The 17478-nt window shown below is 72.9% G+C and carries 14 protein-coding genes; 3 read left to right on the plus strand and 11 right to left on the minus strand.

Annotated elements, in window-relative coordinates; genetic code table 11:
- The first annotated feature begins 7 nt into the window (after window positions 1-7).
- Window positions 8-934, plus strand: coding sequence for an NADP-dependent oxidoreductase (locus tag ACGFMP_RS33675; protein WP_393677386.1), 927 nt, complete (start codon window positions 8-10; stop codon window positions 932-934).
- Between the two features lie 128 nt (window positions 935-1062).
- On the opposite strand, the gene ACGFMP_RS33680 is transcribed toward ACGFMP_RS33675, so the two are convergent.
- The 9 genes from ACGFMP_RS33680 to ACGFMP_RS33720 all read right to left on the minus strand — a co-directional run bounded on the left by ACGFMP_RS33680 (window position 1063) and on the right by ACGFMP_RS33720 (window position 13464).
- Window positions 1063-2097, minus strand: coding sequence for an aldo/keto reductase (locus tag ACGFMP_RS33680; protein WP_393677387.1), 1035 nt, complete (start codon window positions 2095-2097; stop codon window positions 1063-1065).
- Window positions 2094-6023 (minus strand): ABC transporter ATP-binding protein, encoded by a 3930-nt coding sequence (locus ACGFMP_RS33685; protein WP_393677389.1) that lies wholly within the window; start codon window positions 6021-6023, stop codon window positions 2094-2096. The genes ACGFMP_RS33680 and ACGFMP_RS33685 overlap by 4 nt, the downstream gene beginning before the upstream one ends.
- Window positions 6020-7417: an LLM class flavin-dependent oxidoreductase gene (locus ACGFMP_RS33690; RefSeq protein ID WP_393677391.1), complete on the minus strand. Its 1398-nt coding sequence runs from the start codon at window positions 7415-7417 to the stop codon at window positions 6020-6022. The genes ACGFMP_RS33685 and ACGFMP_RS33690 overlap by 4 nt, the downstream gene beginning before the upstream one ends.
- Window positions 7401-8288, minus strand: coding sequence for an ABC transporter ATP-binding protein (locus tag ACGFMP_RS33695; RefSeq protein WP_393677392.1), 888 nt, complete (start codon window positions 8286-8288; stop codon window positions 7401-7403). Before ACGFMP_RS33695 ends, ACGFMP_RS33690 begins: the two co-directional genes overlap by 17 nt.
- Complete coding sequence (locus ACGFMP_RS33700) at window positions 8264-9151, minus strand: ABC transporter permease (protein WP_393677394.1); 888 nt, start codon at window positions 9149-9151, stop codon at window positions 8264-8266. Before ACGFMP_RS33700 ends, ACGFMP_RS33695 begins: the two co-directional genes overlap by 25 nt.
- Window positions 9148-10215: an ABC transporter substrate-binding protein gene (locus tag ACGFMP_RS33705; protein ID WP_393677395.1), complete on the minus strand. Its 1068-nt coding sequence runs from the start codon at window positions 10213-10215 to the stop codon at window positions 9148-9150. The genes ACGFMP_RS33700 and ACGFMP_RS33705 overlap by 4 nt, the downstream gene beginning before the upstream one ends.
- 74 nt (window positions 10216-10289) lie before the next feature.
- A complete protein-coding gene (locus ACGFMP_RS33710; RefSeq protein WP_393677396.1) occupies window positions 10290-10793 on the minus strand; it encodes a flavin reductase family protein in 504 nt (167 codons plus the stop codon).
- Window positions 10794-11211: 418 nt separating this feature from the next.
- Entirely contained in the window at window positions 11212-12495 is a 1284-nt protein-coding gene (locus ACGFMP_RS33715) for an ROK family protein (RefSeq protein ID WP_393677397.1), read from the minus strand.
- A 357-nt stretch (window positions 12496-12852) separates the two neighbouring features.
- Window positions 12853-13464: a TetR/AcrR family transcriptional regulator gene (locus ACGFMP_RS33720; RefSeq protein ID WP_393677398.1), complete on the minus strand. Its 612-nt coding sequence runs from the start codon at window positions 13462-13464 to the stop codon at window positions 12853-12855.
- 117 nt (window positions 13465-13581) lie between these two features.
- On the opposite strand from ACGFMP_RS33720, the gene ACGFMP_RS33725 reads away from it, so the two are divergent.
- Entirely contained in the window at window positions 13582-14289 is a 708-nt protein-coding gene (locus ACGFMP_RS33725) for an SDR family oxidoreductase (RefSeq protein ID WP_393677399.1), read from the plus strand.
- A 103-nt stretch (window positions 14290-14392) separates the two neighbouring features.
- Here ACGFMP_RS33725 and ACGFMP_RS33730 read toward each other — a convergent pair whose 3' ends face one another.
- Together ACGFMP_RS33730 and ACGFMP_RS33735 are read right to left on the minus strand one after the other, a co-directional pair.
- Complete coding sequence (locus tag ACGFMP_RS33730) at window positions 14393-15244, minus strand: aldo/keto reductase (RefSeq protein ID WP_393677400.1); 852 nt, start codon at window positions 15242-15244, stop codon at window positions 14393-14395.
- A 50-nt stretch (window positions 15245-15294) separates the two neighbouring features.
- Window positions 15295-16272, minus strand: a complete 978-nt coding sequence (locus tag ACGFMP_RS33735; protein ID WP_393677401.1) for an aldo/keto reductase — start codon at window positions 16270-16272, stop codon at window positions 15295-15297.
- Between the two features lie 270 nt (window positions 16273-16542).
- On the opposite strand from ACGFMP_RS33735, the gene ACGFMP_RS33740 reads away from it, so the two are divergent.
- Window positions 16543-17448, plus strand: coding sequence for a helix-turn-helix transcriptional regulator (locus tag ACGFMP_RS33740; protein ID WP_393677402.1), 906 nt, complete (start codon window positions 16543-16545; stop codon window positions 17446-17448).
- Window positions 17449-17478 lie beyond the last annotated feature (30 nt).

The raw sequence follows: 17478 nt of genomic DNA on the forward strand, positions 1-17478 counted from the left end.
GCACGCCATGTCCACCGCCTACGTCCACACCGCCTTCGGCGGCCCGGAGACCGAGAGCTTCGCCGACCTGCCCCGGCCGGTGCCGGGTCCAGGACAACTGCTGATCGCGGTACGGGCCGCGGGCGTCAATCCCGTCGACTGGAAGCGGCGCGACGGCTACCGGCGGGCGGGCGGTCCGCCGACCGACCTGCCGTCGGTGTTCGGCAGCGAGGCCGCGGGCGTGGTGGAGGAGGTCGGCTCAGGCGTCGAGGGCTTCGCGGTCGGCGACGAGGTCTTCGGCAGCACGGACACCGGTGGCTACGCCGAGCACACCCTGCTCCCCGCCGACGGCACCGCGCACAAGCCGGCCGCCCTGTCCTGGACGGACGCGGCCACCCTGCCGGTCGCGTCGGCCACCGCGTACGACGCGCTCGTCCAGCTCTCGCTGCCGGCCGGGGCCACGCTCCTGGTCAACGGCGTCGGCGGCGGGGTGGGCGTGGCCGCGGCCCAGATCGCCCGGCACGCGGGCCTGACCGTGATCGGTACGGCGAGCGCGGGCAAGCGTGACTTCACCGAGTCGCTGGGGGCGGTCCATGTCGCCTCGGGCGCGGGCGTGGCGGACCGGGTGCGCGCGGTGGCCCCCGCCGGTGTCGACGGTGTGCTCGACCTGGTCGGCGGCGCGTCGCTGCGCGAGGTGGCCGACCTGCTCACCGACCGCTCGCGGCTGGTCAGCGGCGCGGACAAGTCGCTGGCCGCCGACCTCGGGGGGAGCGCGATCGTCAGGGTCCGCACGGGCGAGGTGTTCGGCGCGGTGGCCGCCCTCGTCGTCGAGGGCGCCCTCGACCCGCACGTGACCCGCGTCTTCCCGCTCGCCGAGGCCCCCGCCGCCCTCCGCGCGGTCGAGGAGGGCCACACCCGCGGCAAGATCGTCCTGACCGTGGGCCCGCAGGCCTGACCGTGGGCCCGCAGGCCTGACCGTGGGCCCGCAGGCCCGCGTTTTCCTGCCGCTCCGCCGTCCGCGCCCGCCCACGACACGGGCGCGGACGCGGACGGCCGGCCCGCCGTGCGGGGCGGGCCGGCGGATCAGGCCGAGCGGCGCCGCAGCGCGGCGTCGGTGAGGGCCGGCGGGACGTAACCGGCGTCCCGGGCCGACAGGTTCACCCCCGGCGGCACGATCTCGTCGATGCGGTCCAGCACCTCCCGGTCCAGCGTGATCTTGTCGGCGCCCAGCTGGCCCTCCAGCTGATCGAAGGTGCGCGGGCCGATGATCGCCGAGGTCACGCCGGGATGCTGGAGCACGAAGGCCAGCGCGAGCTGGACCAGGGTGAGCCCGGCCTCCTCCGCCAGCGCGGCCAGCGCATCGGCCGCCGCCAGCTTGGCCGCGTTCTCGGCGGAGGCGATGTCGAAGCGGGCGGTCTGCCGCTCCGAACGGCTGGAGACCGGCTGCGCGACACCCTTGCGGTAGCGGCCGGAGAGCCACCCGCCGGCCAGCGGGCTCCAGGACAGCACGGCCAGACCGTGGCGCTGGGCCACCGGCAGCACCTCGCGCTCGATGCCGCGGGCCAGCAGCGAGTACGGCGGCTGCTCGGCCACCACCCGCTCGCGGCCCCTGCGCTCGGCGATCCACTGCCCTTCCACGATCGCCGAGGGTTCGAACGTCGAGGTGCCGATGTAGCGGATCTTGCCCTGGTGGACGAGGTCGGACAGCGCGCCGAGCGTCTCGTCGAAGTCGGTGCCGGGCTCGGGCCTGTGCACCTGGTAGAGGTCGATCCAGTCGGTGCCGAGCCTGCGCAGGCTGTTCTCCACCTCGCGGACGATCCAGCGGCGCGAGTTGCCCTGCTCGTTGGGGTCGCTGCCGAGGCTGCCGTGGAACTTCGTGGCCAGCACGACGTCGTCCCTGCGGCCGCCGGCCAGCGCCTTGCCGACGATGGTCTCCGACTCGCCCGCCGAGTAGACGTCGGCGGTGTCGACGAAGTTGATGCCGGAGTCGAGGGCGTGGTGGATGATCCGGATCGCGTCGGCGTGGTCCGGGTTGCCCCGGGGGCCGAACATCATGGTGCCCAGGCACAGCGGGCTGACCTTGACGCCGGTGCGTCCGAAGGGGCGGTACTGCGTCATCGTGCTCTCCCGTTGACGAGATGGTCGGTGATGGGGTCGGTGTGCGGTGCCGCGGCGGGCGCCAGCTCGTCGACGGTCGCCGACGCGCCGGTCTGCCGGAAGGCGTCCCAGAGCATGCGGTAGGGGCCCTGGGCGGCCAGCAGCGCGGTGTGGGTGCCGGTCTCGACGACGGTGCCGCGGTCGATGACCACGATCCGGTCGGCGCGGGCGGCGGTGGTCAGCCGGTGCGCCACGACCAGCGTCGTACGCCGCCGGGTCAGCGCCTCGGTCGCGGCGGCGACCCGGCTCTCGGTGGCCAGGTCCAGCGAGGCGGTGGCCTCGTCCAGCAGCAGGATGTCGGGGTCGACCAGTTCCGCGCGGGCCAGCGCGAGCAGTTGGCGCTGCCCGGCGGACAGGTTCCTGCCGCGCTCCCCGACCGGCTGCAGATAGCCGAGCGGCAGCGCGGCGACCATGTCGTGCGCGCCGACCGCGCGGGCCGCGGCCTCCACCTCGGCGTCGCTGGCGCCCGGCCTGCCGTAGGCGATGGCGTCCCGCACCGTGCCGCTGAACAGGTGTGCCTCCTGCGGCACCAGCCCCAGCCTGGCGCGGAATTCCGCGAGGTCGAGGACGCGCAGGTCGTGCCCGTCGACGAGCACCGCGCCCGACGTGGGGTCGTAGAAGCGGGCGATGAGCTTCATCACCGTGGACTTGCCTGCGCCGGTGGCCCCGACGAGGGCGACGGTCTCGCCGGGCGCGATGCGCAGCGAGACGCCGTGCAGGACCTCCTGGCCGCCGCCGCCCGTGTAGCCGAAGGACACCCGGTCGAAGGCGATCTCGCCGCGCAGCTCGGCGACCGGCAGCGGGGACGCGGCCGCGGGCGTGCCGGTGGGGGTCTGCATCAGCGTCCGCAGCCGGCCGAGGCCGACCACGGCCTGCTGGTAGCCGTCGAAGACCTGGGAGAGCTGCTGGATCGGGGAGAAGAACAGGTCCACGTAGAGCAGGAAGGCGATCAGGGTGCCGGCCGTCAGCGCCCCGGAGCGCACCTGCCCCGCGCCGACGGCGAGGACGGCTGCCGTCGACAGGACCCCCAGGAGCTCCACGAAGGGGAAGAAGGTGGCGATGTAGCGCTGCGCGCGCAGCCGGGAGTCGCGGAAGGCCCAGGCGAGCGCGGCGAAGTCACGGGTGTTGCGGTCCTCGCGGCGGAAGGCCTGCGTGACGCGGATGGCGGTGACGTTCTCCTGGAGGCAGGCGTTGACGGCGCTGATGCGCTCCCTGGCCTCGTGGTAGGCGGGCACGGAGTGGTGCCGGAAGAGCGCGGTGGCGCCGATCAGCAGCGGCAGTACGCACAGCAGCACCACGGCCAGTCCTGCGTCGACGACCAGCAGGGTGACCAGCACGCCGACGACGGTCAGCAGGCTGACGACCGCGGTGATCAGGCCTGTCTGGAGGAAGCCGGACAGCGCGTCCACGTCGGTGGTCATCCGCGTCATGATCCGGCCGCCGGGCTCGCGCTCGTAGTAGTCGAGGCCGAGCCGCTGGAGCTGTGCGTAGGTCTTCACCCGCAGGGTGTAGAGCAGCCGTTCGCCGGTACGTCCCGTGGTGCGCGTCTGGGTGACACCGATGAGCCAGTCGGCGCCGACGACGGCTGCGGCGGCGCCGGCCGCGGCCAGCAGGGCCGTGCCGGAGTGGCGGGCCACACCGTCGTCCACGCCGTGTCTGACCAGGATCGGCACCGCGATCTGGGCGACGGCGTCCGCGGCGACCAGCAGCAGCCCGAGCAGCAGCGGCAGCCGGAAGGGGCGGATCAGCGCCCGCAGTCCGAAGCGCGGGTCGGCGGCCCTGGTCTCCGCCGCCGGCACATCGGGGTCGCCGTCCGGCAGCGGCATCCTGGCCAGGCCGTCGAGGAGTTCGGGGGTGGGCGGCGCCGAGCTGAGCACCCCGGCGCCGGGTCCGCCGCGGCCGCGGCCCGCGGTGGCCGAGCTGAGCGCCATGGCCTGCGCGGCCTTGAGGTCGGCGTCGTCGCTGCGCAGGTCGGCGGTCGCGCCGGTACGCCGCCACAGGCCGGCGGTGACGGCGGGCGGCGCGGTGCCGTCGTCGGCCGCGGGCAGGTATTCGGCCGGGTCGCGGTCCTGGACGGCGGGCCGCTCTGCGCCGCCGGCCTGTTCGGTGACGTCGGCGGCGGACAGCAGGCTGCGGAAGAGCGCGGACCTCGACCGCAGCTCGTCCATCGTCCCGGTGTCGACCACCCGGCCGCCGTCCAGCACCGCGATGCGGTCGGCGAGTTCGAGGGTGGATCTGCGGTGCGCGACGATCAGCGTGGTGGGCCCGCGGGTCGCCGTCCGCAGCCCCGCGTGGATCTCGGACTCCACCTGGGCGTCGATCGCGGAGGTGGCGTCGTCGAGCACCAGCACGGCGGGGTCGCCGAGCAGCGCGCGGGCCAGCGCGACCCGCTGCCGCTGACCGCCGGAGAGGGTCAGGCCCTGCTCGCCGACGACGGTGTCGTAGCCGTGCGGAAGCCCCTCGACGAATTCGTCGGCGCGGGCGATGCGCGCGGCCCGTACGATCCGCTCGTCGCTGGCATCGGGGTCGCCGTAGGCGATGTTGGCCCGCACGGTGTCGGACAGCAGCAGGCTCTCCTCGAAGACATAGCCGACGGCGCCGCGCAGCGAGTCGAGCCGCAGGTCGCGTACATCGGTGCCGCCGACCCGCACCGAGCCGGACGCGACGTCGTAGAACCGCGGCAGCAGGGCGGCGGCGGTGGACTTGCCCGAGCCGGCCGGTCCGATGAGGGCCACGGTCTCGCCGGGCGCGACGTCGAGGGTGAAGCCGCGCAGCAGCGGCTCGTGCCCCTTGCCGTAGCCGAAGGTGACGTCCTGCCAGCTCAGTGCGGGCGGTCCCGCGGGCAGGTCGGCGGCGCCCGGCGCGTCGGTGATGACCGGGGCCTCGTCGATGACTTCGAGTACGCGTTCCGTGCCCGCCCTGGCCTGCTGCCAGACGGTGAGCAGGGTGGCGACCTGGCGGACCGGGGTGACGAAGGAGCCGAGGTAGCTGGTGAAGGCCAGGAAGGTGCCGAGCGAGATCCTGCCGTGCAGGGCGAGCCAGCCGCCCAGCGCCAGCACCCCGACCTGGCCGAGCGCGGGGACTGCCTGGAGCGCGGGGGTGTAGCGGCTGGTGTAGCGCACCACCCGCAGCCGGGAGGAGAACAGCCGGCGGGCCTTGCCTTCGAGGCCCGCCAGTTCACGCTGCTCCTGTCCGAAGCCCTTGACGACCCGGACCCCGGTGACGGCCGCCTCGACGGTGGAGGCGACCTCCGCGGCCTCCTGCTGGGCGTGCCAGTTCGCCGGGAAGAGGTCCTTGCGGCTGCGCATGGCGATCAGCCACAGCAGCGGGCCGACGACCAGTGCCACCACGGTCAGCAGCGGCGACAGCAGCGCCATGAAGACCAGCGAGACCAGGAACATCAGGGCGTTGCCCGTCATGTTCGGCAGGAACTGGAGCAGCGTCTGGATCAGCGTGATGTCGGAGATCGAGCGGCTGACGATCTGCCCGGTGCGCAGGTCGTCCTGCTGGGACCCGCCGAGCCGCAGGAGTGCCGCGAACGCGTCGTTGCGCAGGTCGTACTGCACCCCGAGCGACAGCCGGCCCGCCCGGTAGCGGCGGGCGTGGCCGGCAGCGAAGCGCAGCACCCCGAGCCCGGCGAGCAGGGCGATCCACCAGCCGAGCGAGCCGCCGGCGCCGCTCGCGACGGTGTCGACGACGTGCCGCAGCACCAGCGGCAGCACGGCGGTGGCGACCGCGGCGACGACCGCGCCGGTGAAGGCGGCGAGCAGGTCGCCCCGGTGCCGCAGGCAGTAGCCGCCCAGCCTGCGCACCCAGCCGGGCGGCGGCACGGCCGGGCCGGCCGCCGCGGCGGCCGGCCCGGAGGTCGTCGTTCTACAGTCCGTCACGAAACCTCCGTGAGTGCGATGCCCAGGTGGCCGGCGCCGGGGGTATCGGCGGTGTCCGCGGTGTCGAAGAGGCGGTTGGCGGGGCGCGGCAGGCCGTAGTGCTCGCGCAGGGTGCTTCCGGTGTACTCGGTGCGGAACAGGCCGCGTTCCTGGAGGATCGGCACCACCCGGTCCACGAACAGTTCGAGCCCCGAGGGCAGGACCGCGGGCATGATGTTGAAGCCGTCGGCGGCGCCCGCGTCGTACCAGTGCTCGATGGTGTCGGCGACCTGCTCCGCGGTGCCGGCGAAGGTGCGGTGGCCGCGCCCGCCGCCGAGCCGGCCGATCAGCTGCCGTACGGTCAGCCGCTCGCGCCGTGCGAGTTCCACGATGAGGGTGAAGCGGCTCTTGGCGCCCTCGATCTCGTCCTCGGTGGGGATCTCCGCCGGGAGCTCCTTGTCGAGTTCCAGCTTCGCCGGGTCGACGCGCAGCGTCTTGGACAGCTGCCGCACCGCGTACTCGGGCCTGATCAGCCGGTCGAGTTCGTCGTCAAGCGCCCGCGCCTGCTCCTCGGTGTCGCCGATGACGGGCACGATGCCGGGCAGGATCTTGATGCCCTCCGGGTCGCGGCCGAAGCCGACCGCGCGCTGCTTGACGTCCTTGTAGAAGGCGACGGCCTCCTCCAGCGTCTGCTGGGCGGTGAAGACCGCTTCGGCGTAGCGGGCGGCGAAGTCCTTGCCGTCCTCGCTGGAGCCTGCCTGTACGAGCAGCGGGTAGCCCTGCGGGGAGCGCTGCACGTTCAGCGGTCCGTCCACCCGGAAATACGTACCCCGGTGGTCGAATTTCCGCACCTTGTCGGCCAGCGCGTGGACACCGGACTCCTTGTCGGCGACGACCGCGTCGTCGGCCCAGCTGTCCCAGAGCTTGGTCGCGACGTCGACGAACTCGGCCGCCCTCAGGTAGCGGTCGCGGTGCAGCGGGGTGTCGTCGAGGCCGAAGTTGCGGGCCGCGTCGGCGCCGGCGGTGGTGACGATGTTCCAGCCGGCCCGCCCGCCGGAGACATGGTCGACGGAGGCGAACCTGCGGGCCAGGTTGTACGGCTCGTTGTAGCTGGTGGACGCGGTGGCGATCAGGCCGATGTGCTCGGTCACGCCGGCGAGCGCGGTGAGCAGCACGGTGGGTTCCAGCTTGTTGGCGGGGCGGCGGCCCGGGTCCCCCATCAGCACCGGGCTGTCGGCGAGGAAGAGGGAGTCCAGCTTGCCGCGCTCCGCGATCCGCGCGAGATTCCGGTAGTGCGCGAGGTCGGTGCCGCCCGAGGCGGGGCTCTCCGGCAGCCGCCAGGCCGCCTCGTGGTGCCCGACGGACATCAGGAACGCGTTCAGGTGCATCGGCTTGCGGTCAGTCCTGCGGGTCATGGGGGTTCTTCTCCTTGTACGGCAGGCCGGTGGGCGCGGCGGCGGGGACGGGGGCCGGTCCCGGATGCGGATGCACGGGGTCGGTGGAGGGGACCTCGCGGTGCGGCAGGGCGGAGGTGTCCTGGTGGTGCACGCCGAGCGCGGCGAGCAGCGTGTCGCGATACTCCTGGAAGCGCGGGTCGCGGCGGCTGCGCGGCGTCGGCAGGTCGATCGCCAGGTCCACCGCGATCCGGCCGTCCTCCAGGACCAGGACGCGGTCGGCCAGTTCCACGGCCTCGTCCACGTCATGGGTGACCAGCAGCACGGCGGGACGGTGCCGCTCGTACAGCTCGCGCAGGAGGTCGTGCATCCTGATCCGGGTGAGCGCGTCCAGAGCGCCGAACGGCTCGTCGGCCAGCAGCAGTTCGGGGTCGCGTACCAGGGCGCGGGCCAGTGCGGCGCGCTGCTGCTCGCCACCGGACAGCTCGTGCGGCCAGGAGCGCTCCCGACCTTCGAGGCCCACCTCGGCCAGCGCCTTCGTACCGCGCTCCTTGGCGTCCCTGCCGCGCACGCCGAGCACCACGTTGTCCAGCACCCGCAGCCAGGGCAGCAGCCGGGAGTCCTGGAAGGACAGCGACACCCGCTCGGGCACGCTCAGCTCGCCGGACCCCGCGACCCCGTGGTCGAGCCGGGCGACCGCGCGCAGCAGGGTGGACTTGCCGGACCCGCTGCGCCCCAGCAGCGCGGTGAACTCCCCCTGCCCCAGGGTCAGGTCGAGTTCCCGCAGGACGTCCCGGTCGCCGAAGGAGCGCACCAGACGGGTGGTGCGGACGGCGGCCTCGGCACGCGGCCTTGGGCGTTCCGCGATCAGTCCGCCAGCGTGCGTCGCCATGACAGCACCCTCCGTTCTGCGGCGCGCACGAGCGCGTCCGACACGAAGCCGAAGATTCCGTAGACCACCAGGCCGACGATGATCACGTCGGACTGGGCGTACAGCTGCGCCTGGAACATCATGTAGCCGAGGCCTTTGGTGGCGTTGACCTGCTCGACCACCACCAGGCCCAGCCAGGACGCGGTGACCGCGAGGCGCAGCCCCACGAAGAAGCCGGGCAGCGCGCCGGGGACCACCACCTTGCGGACGAACTGCACCCGGGTGAGGTCGAGGCTCTCGCCGAGTTCGACGTATCTGCGGTCGATACCGGTGAGCGAGGCGTAGGTGTTGATGTAGATGACGACCGCGACACCGAGGGCGATCACGGTGATCTTCATCTGCTCGCCGATGCCGAGCCAGAGGATCATCAGTGGCAGCAGCGCCAGCGACGGGATCGCCCGCTTGACCTGGAGGGTGCCGTCGAGCAGGTACTCGCCGGCGCGGCTCAGGCCCGCGGCCACCGCGAGCAGGACGCCCGCGAGCACCCCGAACAGCAGCCCGAAACCGGCGCGTTGCAGCGAGACCGCCACGTTGCTCTGCAGCCGGCCGCTCCTGATCAGGTCGACCGCCGTCGAGGCGACGGTGCCGGGTCCCGACAGGATGCGCGGGTCGAGGTAGCCGGTGGCGGAGGCCGCCCACCAGATGACCACCACCAGCACGGGGCCGGTCAGCCGGGCGAAGGGTACGGCCTTCCCCGGGCCGAGCCGGCGCCTGGTGCCGGTCGCGGCGGTCGCGACACGCCCGGCGGGTGCGGCCTTCGCGGGCAGGACGCGGTCCTTCACGGCCGGCTCGGCCGCCGGCGCCCTGGACAGGATGTCGGTCATGACGCCACCTGGTACTTCGCCGGTACCGCCTGCGACGCCAGGCCCTCGAAACGGCGGTCGAACAACGTCTCGGCCTTGATCTTCGGTACGAAGCCGCCCTCGGCCATCAGGTCGGCCGTCTCCTGCTCCCAGGCGATGGCCTTGTCCCAACTGCGCGGGAACTGCGGCTGCGAGAGCGAGGAGACGATGCGCTCACCGTCCGCCGTGGTCACGCCCTGGTCCTTGACGTAGTAGGTCTTGATCCACTGGTCGGTGTTCTCCCACGCCCACACCACGCCCTTGGCCCACAACGGGATGAAGCTGCGGATGGCGGCGACCTTCGCGTCGTCGTTGAGGACCTCGGTGGGCGCCCACAGGACAGCCAGCAGGTCCACCACGTCGGTGGTGACCGCCCTGGCGCCGTCCTTGCCGTACTGGCCGAGGTATTTGGTCAGCGACGGCTCGCCCAGCGGCGCCACGTCGACCTGCCGGGACTGGAGTGCGGTGAGGAACTGCGTGCTGGGCAGCGCGATCAGCTTGACGTCGGAGTTCTTCAGGCCCGCCTCCTTGAGGGCGCGCAGCACCACCACGCCTTGGGCCTGGCCCTGCGAGAAGGCGATCTTCTTGCCGCGGAAGTCCTTCGCCGAGGCGATGGCGTCGCCGGAGCCGGGAGCGGTCGCGAAGCTGTAGATCGGGTGGTCGCGGCTCTGGACCGCGACGATCCTGGCGCCGACCTTGATCGCCTCGGCCTGGATCGGCGGAATTCCGGCGTTGCTCGCGAGGTCGATGGAATGGGCGCGGAATCCCTGGATCACATCGGGTCCCGCGGTGAGATTCGGCCAGCTGGAGACCGTGAACGGCAGTTTTCTGTCCAGCCCTGATTCGGCCAGCTGCAGTTGCGAGGTGTGAATGGATATCGCGAGTTTCGTGCCGGGCGGTGGTGCACCCGAGGGGAGTGCGCGGGTCGGGACGCTGTCGATCGACGCACTCGAATTCCGGGAGCAGGCGGCGAGGAAAGCGGCGCCGCCCGCGAGGGCGAGAAAGGACCGGCGTGGGACCGTGCGGGCGGCTGGGCTGGTGGTCATGGTGAATTCCTGGGGAGAGGCCGGAATCGTCATCCGGTCGCTGGTCGGGTGAAGTGGTGGCGGGTGTGGACCGGTCAGAGGGAGTGGTATCCGCCGTCGTGGAAGAGCAGCGGGCTGCGGGCGCCGGCGGACCAGGACTCCTGGACCCGGCCGATCACCACCCGGTGGTCGCCGGCCGGCACGATCTGCTCGATGTCGATGCGCAGCCAGCCGGTCACCCCGTCGAGCACCGGGTCGCCCCCGGGCAGCCGGCGCCACCGGGTGGGCGCGGCGAAGCGGTCGATGCCGCTGGTCGCGAAGGTCCTGGCGAGTTCCTCCTGGTCGGCGCCCAGGAAGTTGACGACGGCGCCCGTTGCCCGTTCGACGTGCGGCCAGGACGACGCGCCGGCGCCGATGCCGAAGGAGACCAGCGGCGGTTCGAGGGAAAGCGAGGTGAGCGAGGTCGCGGTGAAGCCGGCGGGGCCGCGGCCGGCGTCCACGGTGACGACGACCACGCCCGCGGGGTGGTTGCGGAATATCTGTTTGAACCGCTCAGGGGCGATGCCCGTTGCGGGAAGCGACGGCACGGTGATGGTCAACGTCTCCCCCGATCTGCGTGGGTGGTATCCCGGCGTGCGCAGCACAAAGCACCGCGTCGACGGGCCGCACGGCATTGTGCGGCGCTCTGCGGGCGCGGCTGATCACTGTGGGAATGAGAGGTGGAACGAAGGGCCGGAGGAATCCGGCGGAAATCACAAGGCCCGGCGGGCACCCTTGCGGATTCGGCAGGGGCGACACGACTCGGAGGCGCTGCGGCAACGACAACACGCGTGCCGGGCGGTGTCGCGGGCCGGCACGGTGGGCGTGCGGAAGGAACGCGCCTGGGTCGGCGCCTGCTCCGGATTCCGCTGCTTACCGTTCATGATTCCATTCTCGCGTCCGGGTTCTGTCCGGGTCAACAATGCAACTGCCTGAATTAAGTCTGATATCGGCGCGTGGCCGCCTTTTGACGGCTCGTCAGCAGACGGCGGGCAGCGCGGGCCACGGGCCGAGCGGATCGGCGTAGAGCGCGCCCAGTGCCACCGCGGCGCCCGCGACGGGCAGCACCGAGCCGGTGAAGCTGCTCGGCACCACCGCGCGCGCCGGGTCGTCGCAGACCCAGGAGCGGGCGGCGACCTCGGCACGCAGCACGCCCAGACACTCCGTCAGCCGCCCGGCGCCCGGCTCGACGACGACCACGACCTCAGGGTCGAACATGTCGAGCAGCAGGGCGACCGCCCTGCCCACCAGCAGCGCCCGCCGCCGGAAGATCCCGACCGCACGCGGCTCGCCGGCCAGCGCCAGGTCGAGCAGGGTACGGAAGTCGGCGACCACGAGGCCGCGGGCCGCGGCCTGCCGCACCAGCGCGGGCTCCGACACCTCGGACTGCAGGCAGCCTGGCGTGCCGCAGGCGCAGGGCTCTGCGGGGCGCGCACCGCCGTCCGTGTCCGGGCCGACCGGCAGATGGGCGACGCTGCCCGCCGCAGAGCGCGGACCGCGGTGCACCCCGTCGGTGGTGGCGAACGCGGCGTCCACGACCGCCCCGACGAAGAGCAGCACGGCGCTCCCCCGGGTGGCGACCGCGCCGAACAGCTGCTCGGCCCTGGCCAGCGCCCGGGAGTGGCTGTCGACGTGCACGGGCAGCCCGGTGGCCGCGGTCAGGAACTCACGGGCCGCCACATCGCGCCAGCCGAGGCGCGGATGGTCCACGATCACCCCGGCGTCCGGGTCGACCCACTGCCCCGTCGCGACGCCGAGCCCCAGCACCGTACGGCCGCCGGCGTGCGCCGCCAGCAGCCGGGGCAGCCGGGCCGCGAGAGCGCCGAGCACCTGCTGCGGGTCGGTGCCGTGGTGCGGCCTGCGGTCGCTTGCGACGATCCGGCCGCGCAGGTCCATCAGCGCCAGGGTGGAGTGGGCGACGGCGATGTGCGCGCCGGCCACCAGGTAGCGGCCGGTCTCGATCTCCAGTGGGATGTGCGGACGGCCCAGGCCGCTCGGCCCCGCCGTCTCCCGGCTCTCGCCGATCAGCCCGCGGGCCAGGAACTGGGCGCAGTGCCCGCTGACCGCCGCGGGCGACAGGCCGGTCAGCCGGGCGACGGTGCTGCGGGCCACGGGGCCGTGGTCGAGGATGGCGCTGAGCACGGCGCCGGCCGCCGAGTGGCGGCGGGGCCGGCCGGCGGGGTGCCGGACATCGGCGCGGCGCAGCGGGGTCGGGGGCGGCGGGGCGGTGTCACGGCGGTCGGACGGTGGCAGGACTACCACGGTTGCCTTCCAGGTCTTCGACGGCGGCGGGGCCTACCGGGAGCCGCACCGGTGCTCGACCGGCGGGGCGGGCACCCCCGTTGGCGCTCCTCGCGGGAGCGGTGCTGTCAGACCTGGTGACACGCGGCGGAGCACACGCGCTTGAGGTCGACATGACCCCGCGTCGTCAGGTGTGTGGTCCGCTGCATGCCGCGCAACGTAACCGGCGCGGCCGAAGCCGGTCAAACGGCTGACCGCATGCTGGACGCCGGGTCCGCCGGGGGGGGCGTACCTTACGACCGGCTCGGGCTGGTTTCCGCCCGTTTCGCCGCCCCTCGGATCCCGCGGCCGACCCCGTCCGCGGCCCCGAGGGGAACCTCAGCCTGTGATCCCTGCCGCATCGATGAGCGCCGCGGCCGTCGTGACCGCGAGGCCCTCCAGCGTGTCGGCGCCGATTCCGCCCCTGGCGCTGGCGCCGTCGAAGACCAGCGTCAGCCGGCGGGCGAGCATGCCCGGGTCGGCGGCGCCGCCGCGGGCGGCCTCGGCGCGGAAGAAGTCGGTGAGCACCTGCTTGCCGCGGGCGGCCACCGCGCTCGCCGGGTGCTCAGGGTCCTTGAGTTCGACCTGCACGGCGAGGAACGGGCAGCCGCGGTAGTCGGGCGAGAGCGCGGCCTCCTCCAGCCGCTCGAAGACGTACAGCAGCCGGGCACGGGCCGTCACCGGGGCGTCGGGGGGCGGCAGCAGCAGCGCCTGGTAGCCGGGCGCCGCGCGGTCGAGTGCGGCGGCCAGCATGTCGTCCTTGCCTGCGAAGAGCTGGTACATCGAGCGTTTCGAGACTCCCGCCGCCTTGCACAGGGCGTCGATGCCGGTGCCGACGCCCTCCCGGTAGACGAGCGCGGACGCGGTGTCGAGCAGGCGCTCCCGCGACGACGCCTTCGCGGCGGCCGAAGGCTCCGCGCGTGGCGGTGACTGCTCCCTTGTGGTGGCCATGCGTCGAGGGTACCGCTCGGACTCGACAAAGGAAACCGATCGGTTTACGCTCGGGGAAACCGATCGGTTTCCTACCGCTCGGCCGCACGGCCACACCTCTGAAGAAGGACCTCCCCCATGAAGATCAACGGTGCAGTCGCACTCGTCACCGGCGGCAACCGCGGCCTCGGAGAGCAGCTCGTCAAGGCGCTGCTCGACGCCGGCGCGGCCAAGGTCTACGCAGCCGCGCGCAACCCCGACTCGGTACGCGTCCCCGGCGCCGTACCGATCGCCCTCGACATCACCGACCCCGGCTCGGTGCGCGCCGCGGCGGCGCGGGCCCAGGACGTCACCCTGCTGATCAACAACGCCGGCAGCTCCACGGGGGCGGCCATCCTTGACGGCGAACTGGACGCCTACCGCACGGAGTTCGAGACCCACGTGCTCGGCACCCTGGACGTCAGCCGGGCCTTCGCGCCCGCCCTGGCGCGCAACGGCGGCGGCGCGATCCTCAACGTGCTGTCCGTCCTGTCCTGGGTCACGCTGCCCGGCAGTGCCGCCTACTCCGCCGCCAAGTCGGCCGAGTGGTCGGTGACCAACGCGCTGCGGGTGGCCTTCGCAGAGCAGGGCACCCAGGTCACGTCGCTGCACGTCGGCTACATGGACACCGACATGACGGCCGCGGTCACCGCGCCGAAGCTGGACCCGGCGGATGTGGCACGCACCGCGCTCGACGGCGTCGAGGCCGGGCTGCACGAGGTGCTCGCGGACGACCTCAGCAAGCAGGTCAAGGCAGGTCTCGCCGCCGACCCGTCCGCTCTCTACCCGCAGCTCGCCGCGAGCTGACGCCGCACGTCCCGGGGCGCCGGCGGCGCCCCGGGTGCGGCACGACCGGCCCGGAACCGGCCGCCGTCCGGCGCCGGGGCCGGGGCCCTGTGGATGTGCGGGCTCAACCGGCCAGGCGGCGCTTGCTGAGCCAGGTGACCATCTCGGGGTCGTGGTGGTCGAAGAACAGCGTGGTGCCGGTGTCCAGGGCGGCGATCCGGGCCATCTGGCCGTCGGTGAGGCTGAAGTCGAAGACGTCCATGTTCTGCGCCATCCGGTCGGGGCTGACCGACTTGGGGATGGTGACGATGTCGCGCTGGATCAGCCAGCGCAGCACGACCTGGGCCGCGGACTTCCCGTGCGCCTCGCCCATCTCGGTGAGGTCGGGATGGGTGAACAGGTTGTTCCTGCCTTCGGCGAAACCGCCCCATGCCTGGTGCTGGACGCCGTGCTCGCGCATGAGGTCGTGGTCGGTGGTGCGCTGGAAGAACGGGTGGGTCTCGATCTGGTTGACCGCGGGGGTGATCTCGTTGTTGAAGACCAGGTCCAGCAGGCGGTCCGGGTGGAAGTTGGCGACACCGATCGCCTTGGCAAGACCCTCGCGGTTCGCGGCCTCCATGGCACGCCATTGGCCGTAGACGTCACCGAAGGGCTGGTGCATCAGATACAGGTCGATGTGGTCCAGGCCCAGCTTGGTCAGCGAGGTCTCCAGGGCGCGGCGGGTGTTGTCCTGCGCGGGGGCGTCCTGGACCCACAGCTTGGTGGTGACGAACAGCTCCTCGCGCGGGATCCCGCTTGCCTTGACGGCATGGCCGACGGCTTCCTCGTTCCCGTAGGAGGCGGCGGTGTCCAGGAGGCGGTAGCCGGCGGCGAGGGCGTCGGTGACGGCCTGCTCGGTCTGCTCGGGCGGGATCTGGTAGACGCCGAAGCCGAGGATCGGCATCCGGACGCCGTTGTTCAAGGTGACGTGCTGCACGGGTTCTCCCGATAGGTCGTGAGGTGCGAAAAGGCCGCAGGAGGGCCCGGTCAGCGCTCCATCATCCGCATACCGGCCTCGTTGTGGGTGTCACCGGCGGCCGGGGGCAGACCGGTGAGTTCGGCGAGCTGGTCGGCGCTGAGTTCCACCGCGTCGGCAGCGGCGTTCTCCTCGACCCGGTGCACCCGCTTGGTGCCGGGGATGGGGGCGATGTCGCCGCCCTGCGCCAGCAGCCAGGCCAGCGCGACCTGCGCGGGGGTGGCACCCACCTGGTCGGCGACGGCTGCGACCTGGTCGGCCAGCCGCAGGTTGTGCGCGAAATTCTCCTCGGCGAAGCGGGGGTTGTCGGCGCGGAAGTCGCTCGGATCGAACTGGTCCGTGGAGCGGATCGCGCCGGTGAGGAACCCGCGTCCGAGTGGCGAGAAGGGCACGAAGCCGATGTTCAGCTCACGCAGCACCGGCAGCACTCGCGCCTCGGGGTCGCGGGTGAACAGCGAGTACTCCGACTGCACCGCGGTGATCGGGTGCACGGCGTGGGCGCGGCGGATGGTGTCGGGGCCCGCCTCGGACAGGCCGATGTGGCGGACCTTGCCCTGGGCGACCAGCTCCGCCAGCGCGCCGACGGTCTCCTCGATCGGGGTGCCGGGGTCGACGCGGTGCTGGTAATACAGGTCGATGTGGTCGGTGCCCAGGCGCCGCAGGGAACCCTCGACGGCGGTACGGATGTTGGCCGGGCGGGAGTCGGCGTGGTGCGGACCGTCGCCCGCGTGGGAGACGAGGCCGAACTTGGTGGCCAGGACGACCTGGTCCCGCCGCCCCTTCAGGGCGCGGCCGACGAGTTCCTCGTTGGTGTAGGGGCCGTAGATCTCGGCGGTGTCGATGAAGGTGACGCCCAGCTCCAGGGCCCGGTGGATGGTGCGCACGGACTCCGCGTCGTCGGTGCCGGCGCCGGTGTAGGCCTGGGACATGCCCATCGCCCCCAGCCCGATACGGGAGACTTCCAGGTCACGCAGTGTGATGTGCTTCATACCTGTTGCATCCGTTCTGTTCTTTTCTGTTTGGTCATTGTCGTCCGGCGTGCGGCGCCCCGGCTCGGTGCCGTGGCCGCCGGTCGGCCCGCGGACCTCGGCCGGGCCCTCCGCGCCTCGTCCCGAAGGAAGCGGACGTCCCCTTCCTCCACCGTCCCTGATCCGCCTGCTGCCCGGCAGGGCGGGCTGTTCCGGGGAGCGGCAGCGGGGGTGTGGCAGGGCCCCTCTCGGCGCGAGCACACCGGGCGCCCCGGGGCCACACTGGTGGTCATGGCAGAGCAGCAGCGCAACGACGGTGACGGTACCGAGCTGGGCCGGTTCCTGCGCGCCCGGCGCACGCAGATCACCCCGGCCGAGGTCGGCTTCAGCCCGGGAGCCGGTGTCCGTCGCACCCCCGGCCTGCGCCGCGAGGAGGTCGCGGCGCTGGCCGGTGTGAGCATCGACTACTACACCCGCCTGGAGCGCGGCAGGGAGACCCGCCCCAGCCTCGCCGTCGTCGACGCACTGGGCCGGGCCCTGAAGCTGGACACCGACGAGCGCGACCATCTGCGGGACCTGGTGATCCGCGCCGCCCGGCACGCCCCGGAACCGCCGTCCGCCCCCAGCCGCACGGTGAGCGCCCAGGCCAGGCTGCTGCTGGAGAGCCTGCGCCCCAGCCCCGCCTACGTCACCAGCCGCACCCTGGACCTGCTCGCCCACAACCCCGGTGCGCTCGCCCTCTACGCCGGCATCGAGGACTGGCCCGCCAAGCAGCGCAACCTCGCCCGCTTCCTCTTCCTCCACCCCGCGGCCCGCGACCTCTACGCCGACTGGGACACCCAGATCGCCGGCTGCGTCGCCCGGCTGCGCGCCCTGGCCGGCACCGACCCCGACGCGCCGGACCTGGCCGGCCTCGTCGGCGAACTCCTCCTCAAGAGCCCCGACTTCGCCAAGCTCTGGGACCGCTACGAGGTCAACCGGCGCCTGCACGCCCGCAAGCCGAAGACCTTCCACCATCCCCAGGTCGGCGACATCACCCTCGACTTCCAGGGCATGCAGCTCGAAGGCAGCCCGGGGCACCGCCTCGGCGTGTACGTCACCACCCCGGGCACCCCGGAACACGACGCCGTCGTGCTGCTCGACATGACCGCGCCCCGCCAGGCCGTCACGAAGCAGCCGACCCGGCGGGAGCACTGAACTCCGCTGCCGCCGCCGGTGCCTGCGGTG

Origin of the sequence: Streptomyces sp. NPDC049040 (assembly GCF_043197715.1) — a bacterium.
In the GTDB taxonomy this organism is placed as follows: Bacteria; Actinomycetota; Actinomycetes; order Streptomycetales; family Streptomycetaceae; genus Actinacidiphila.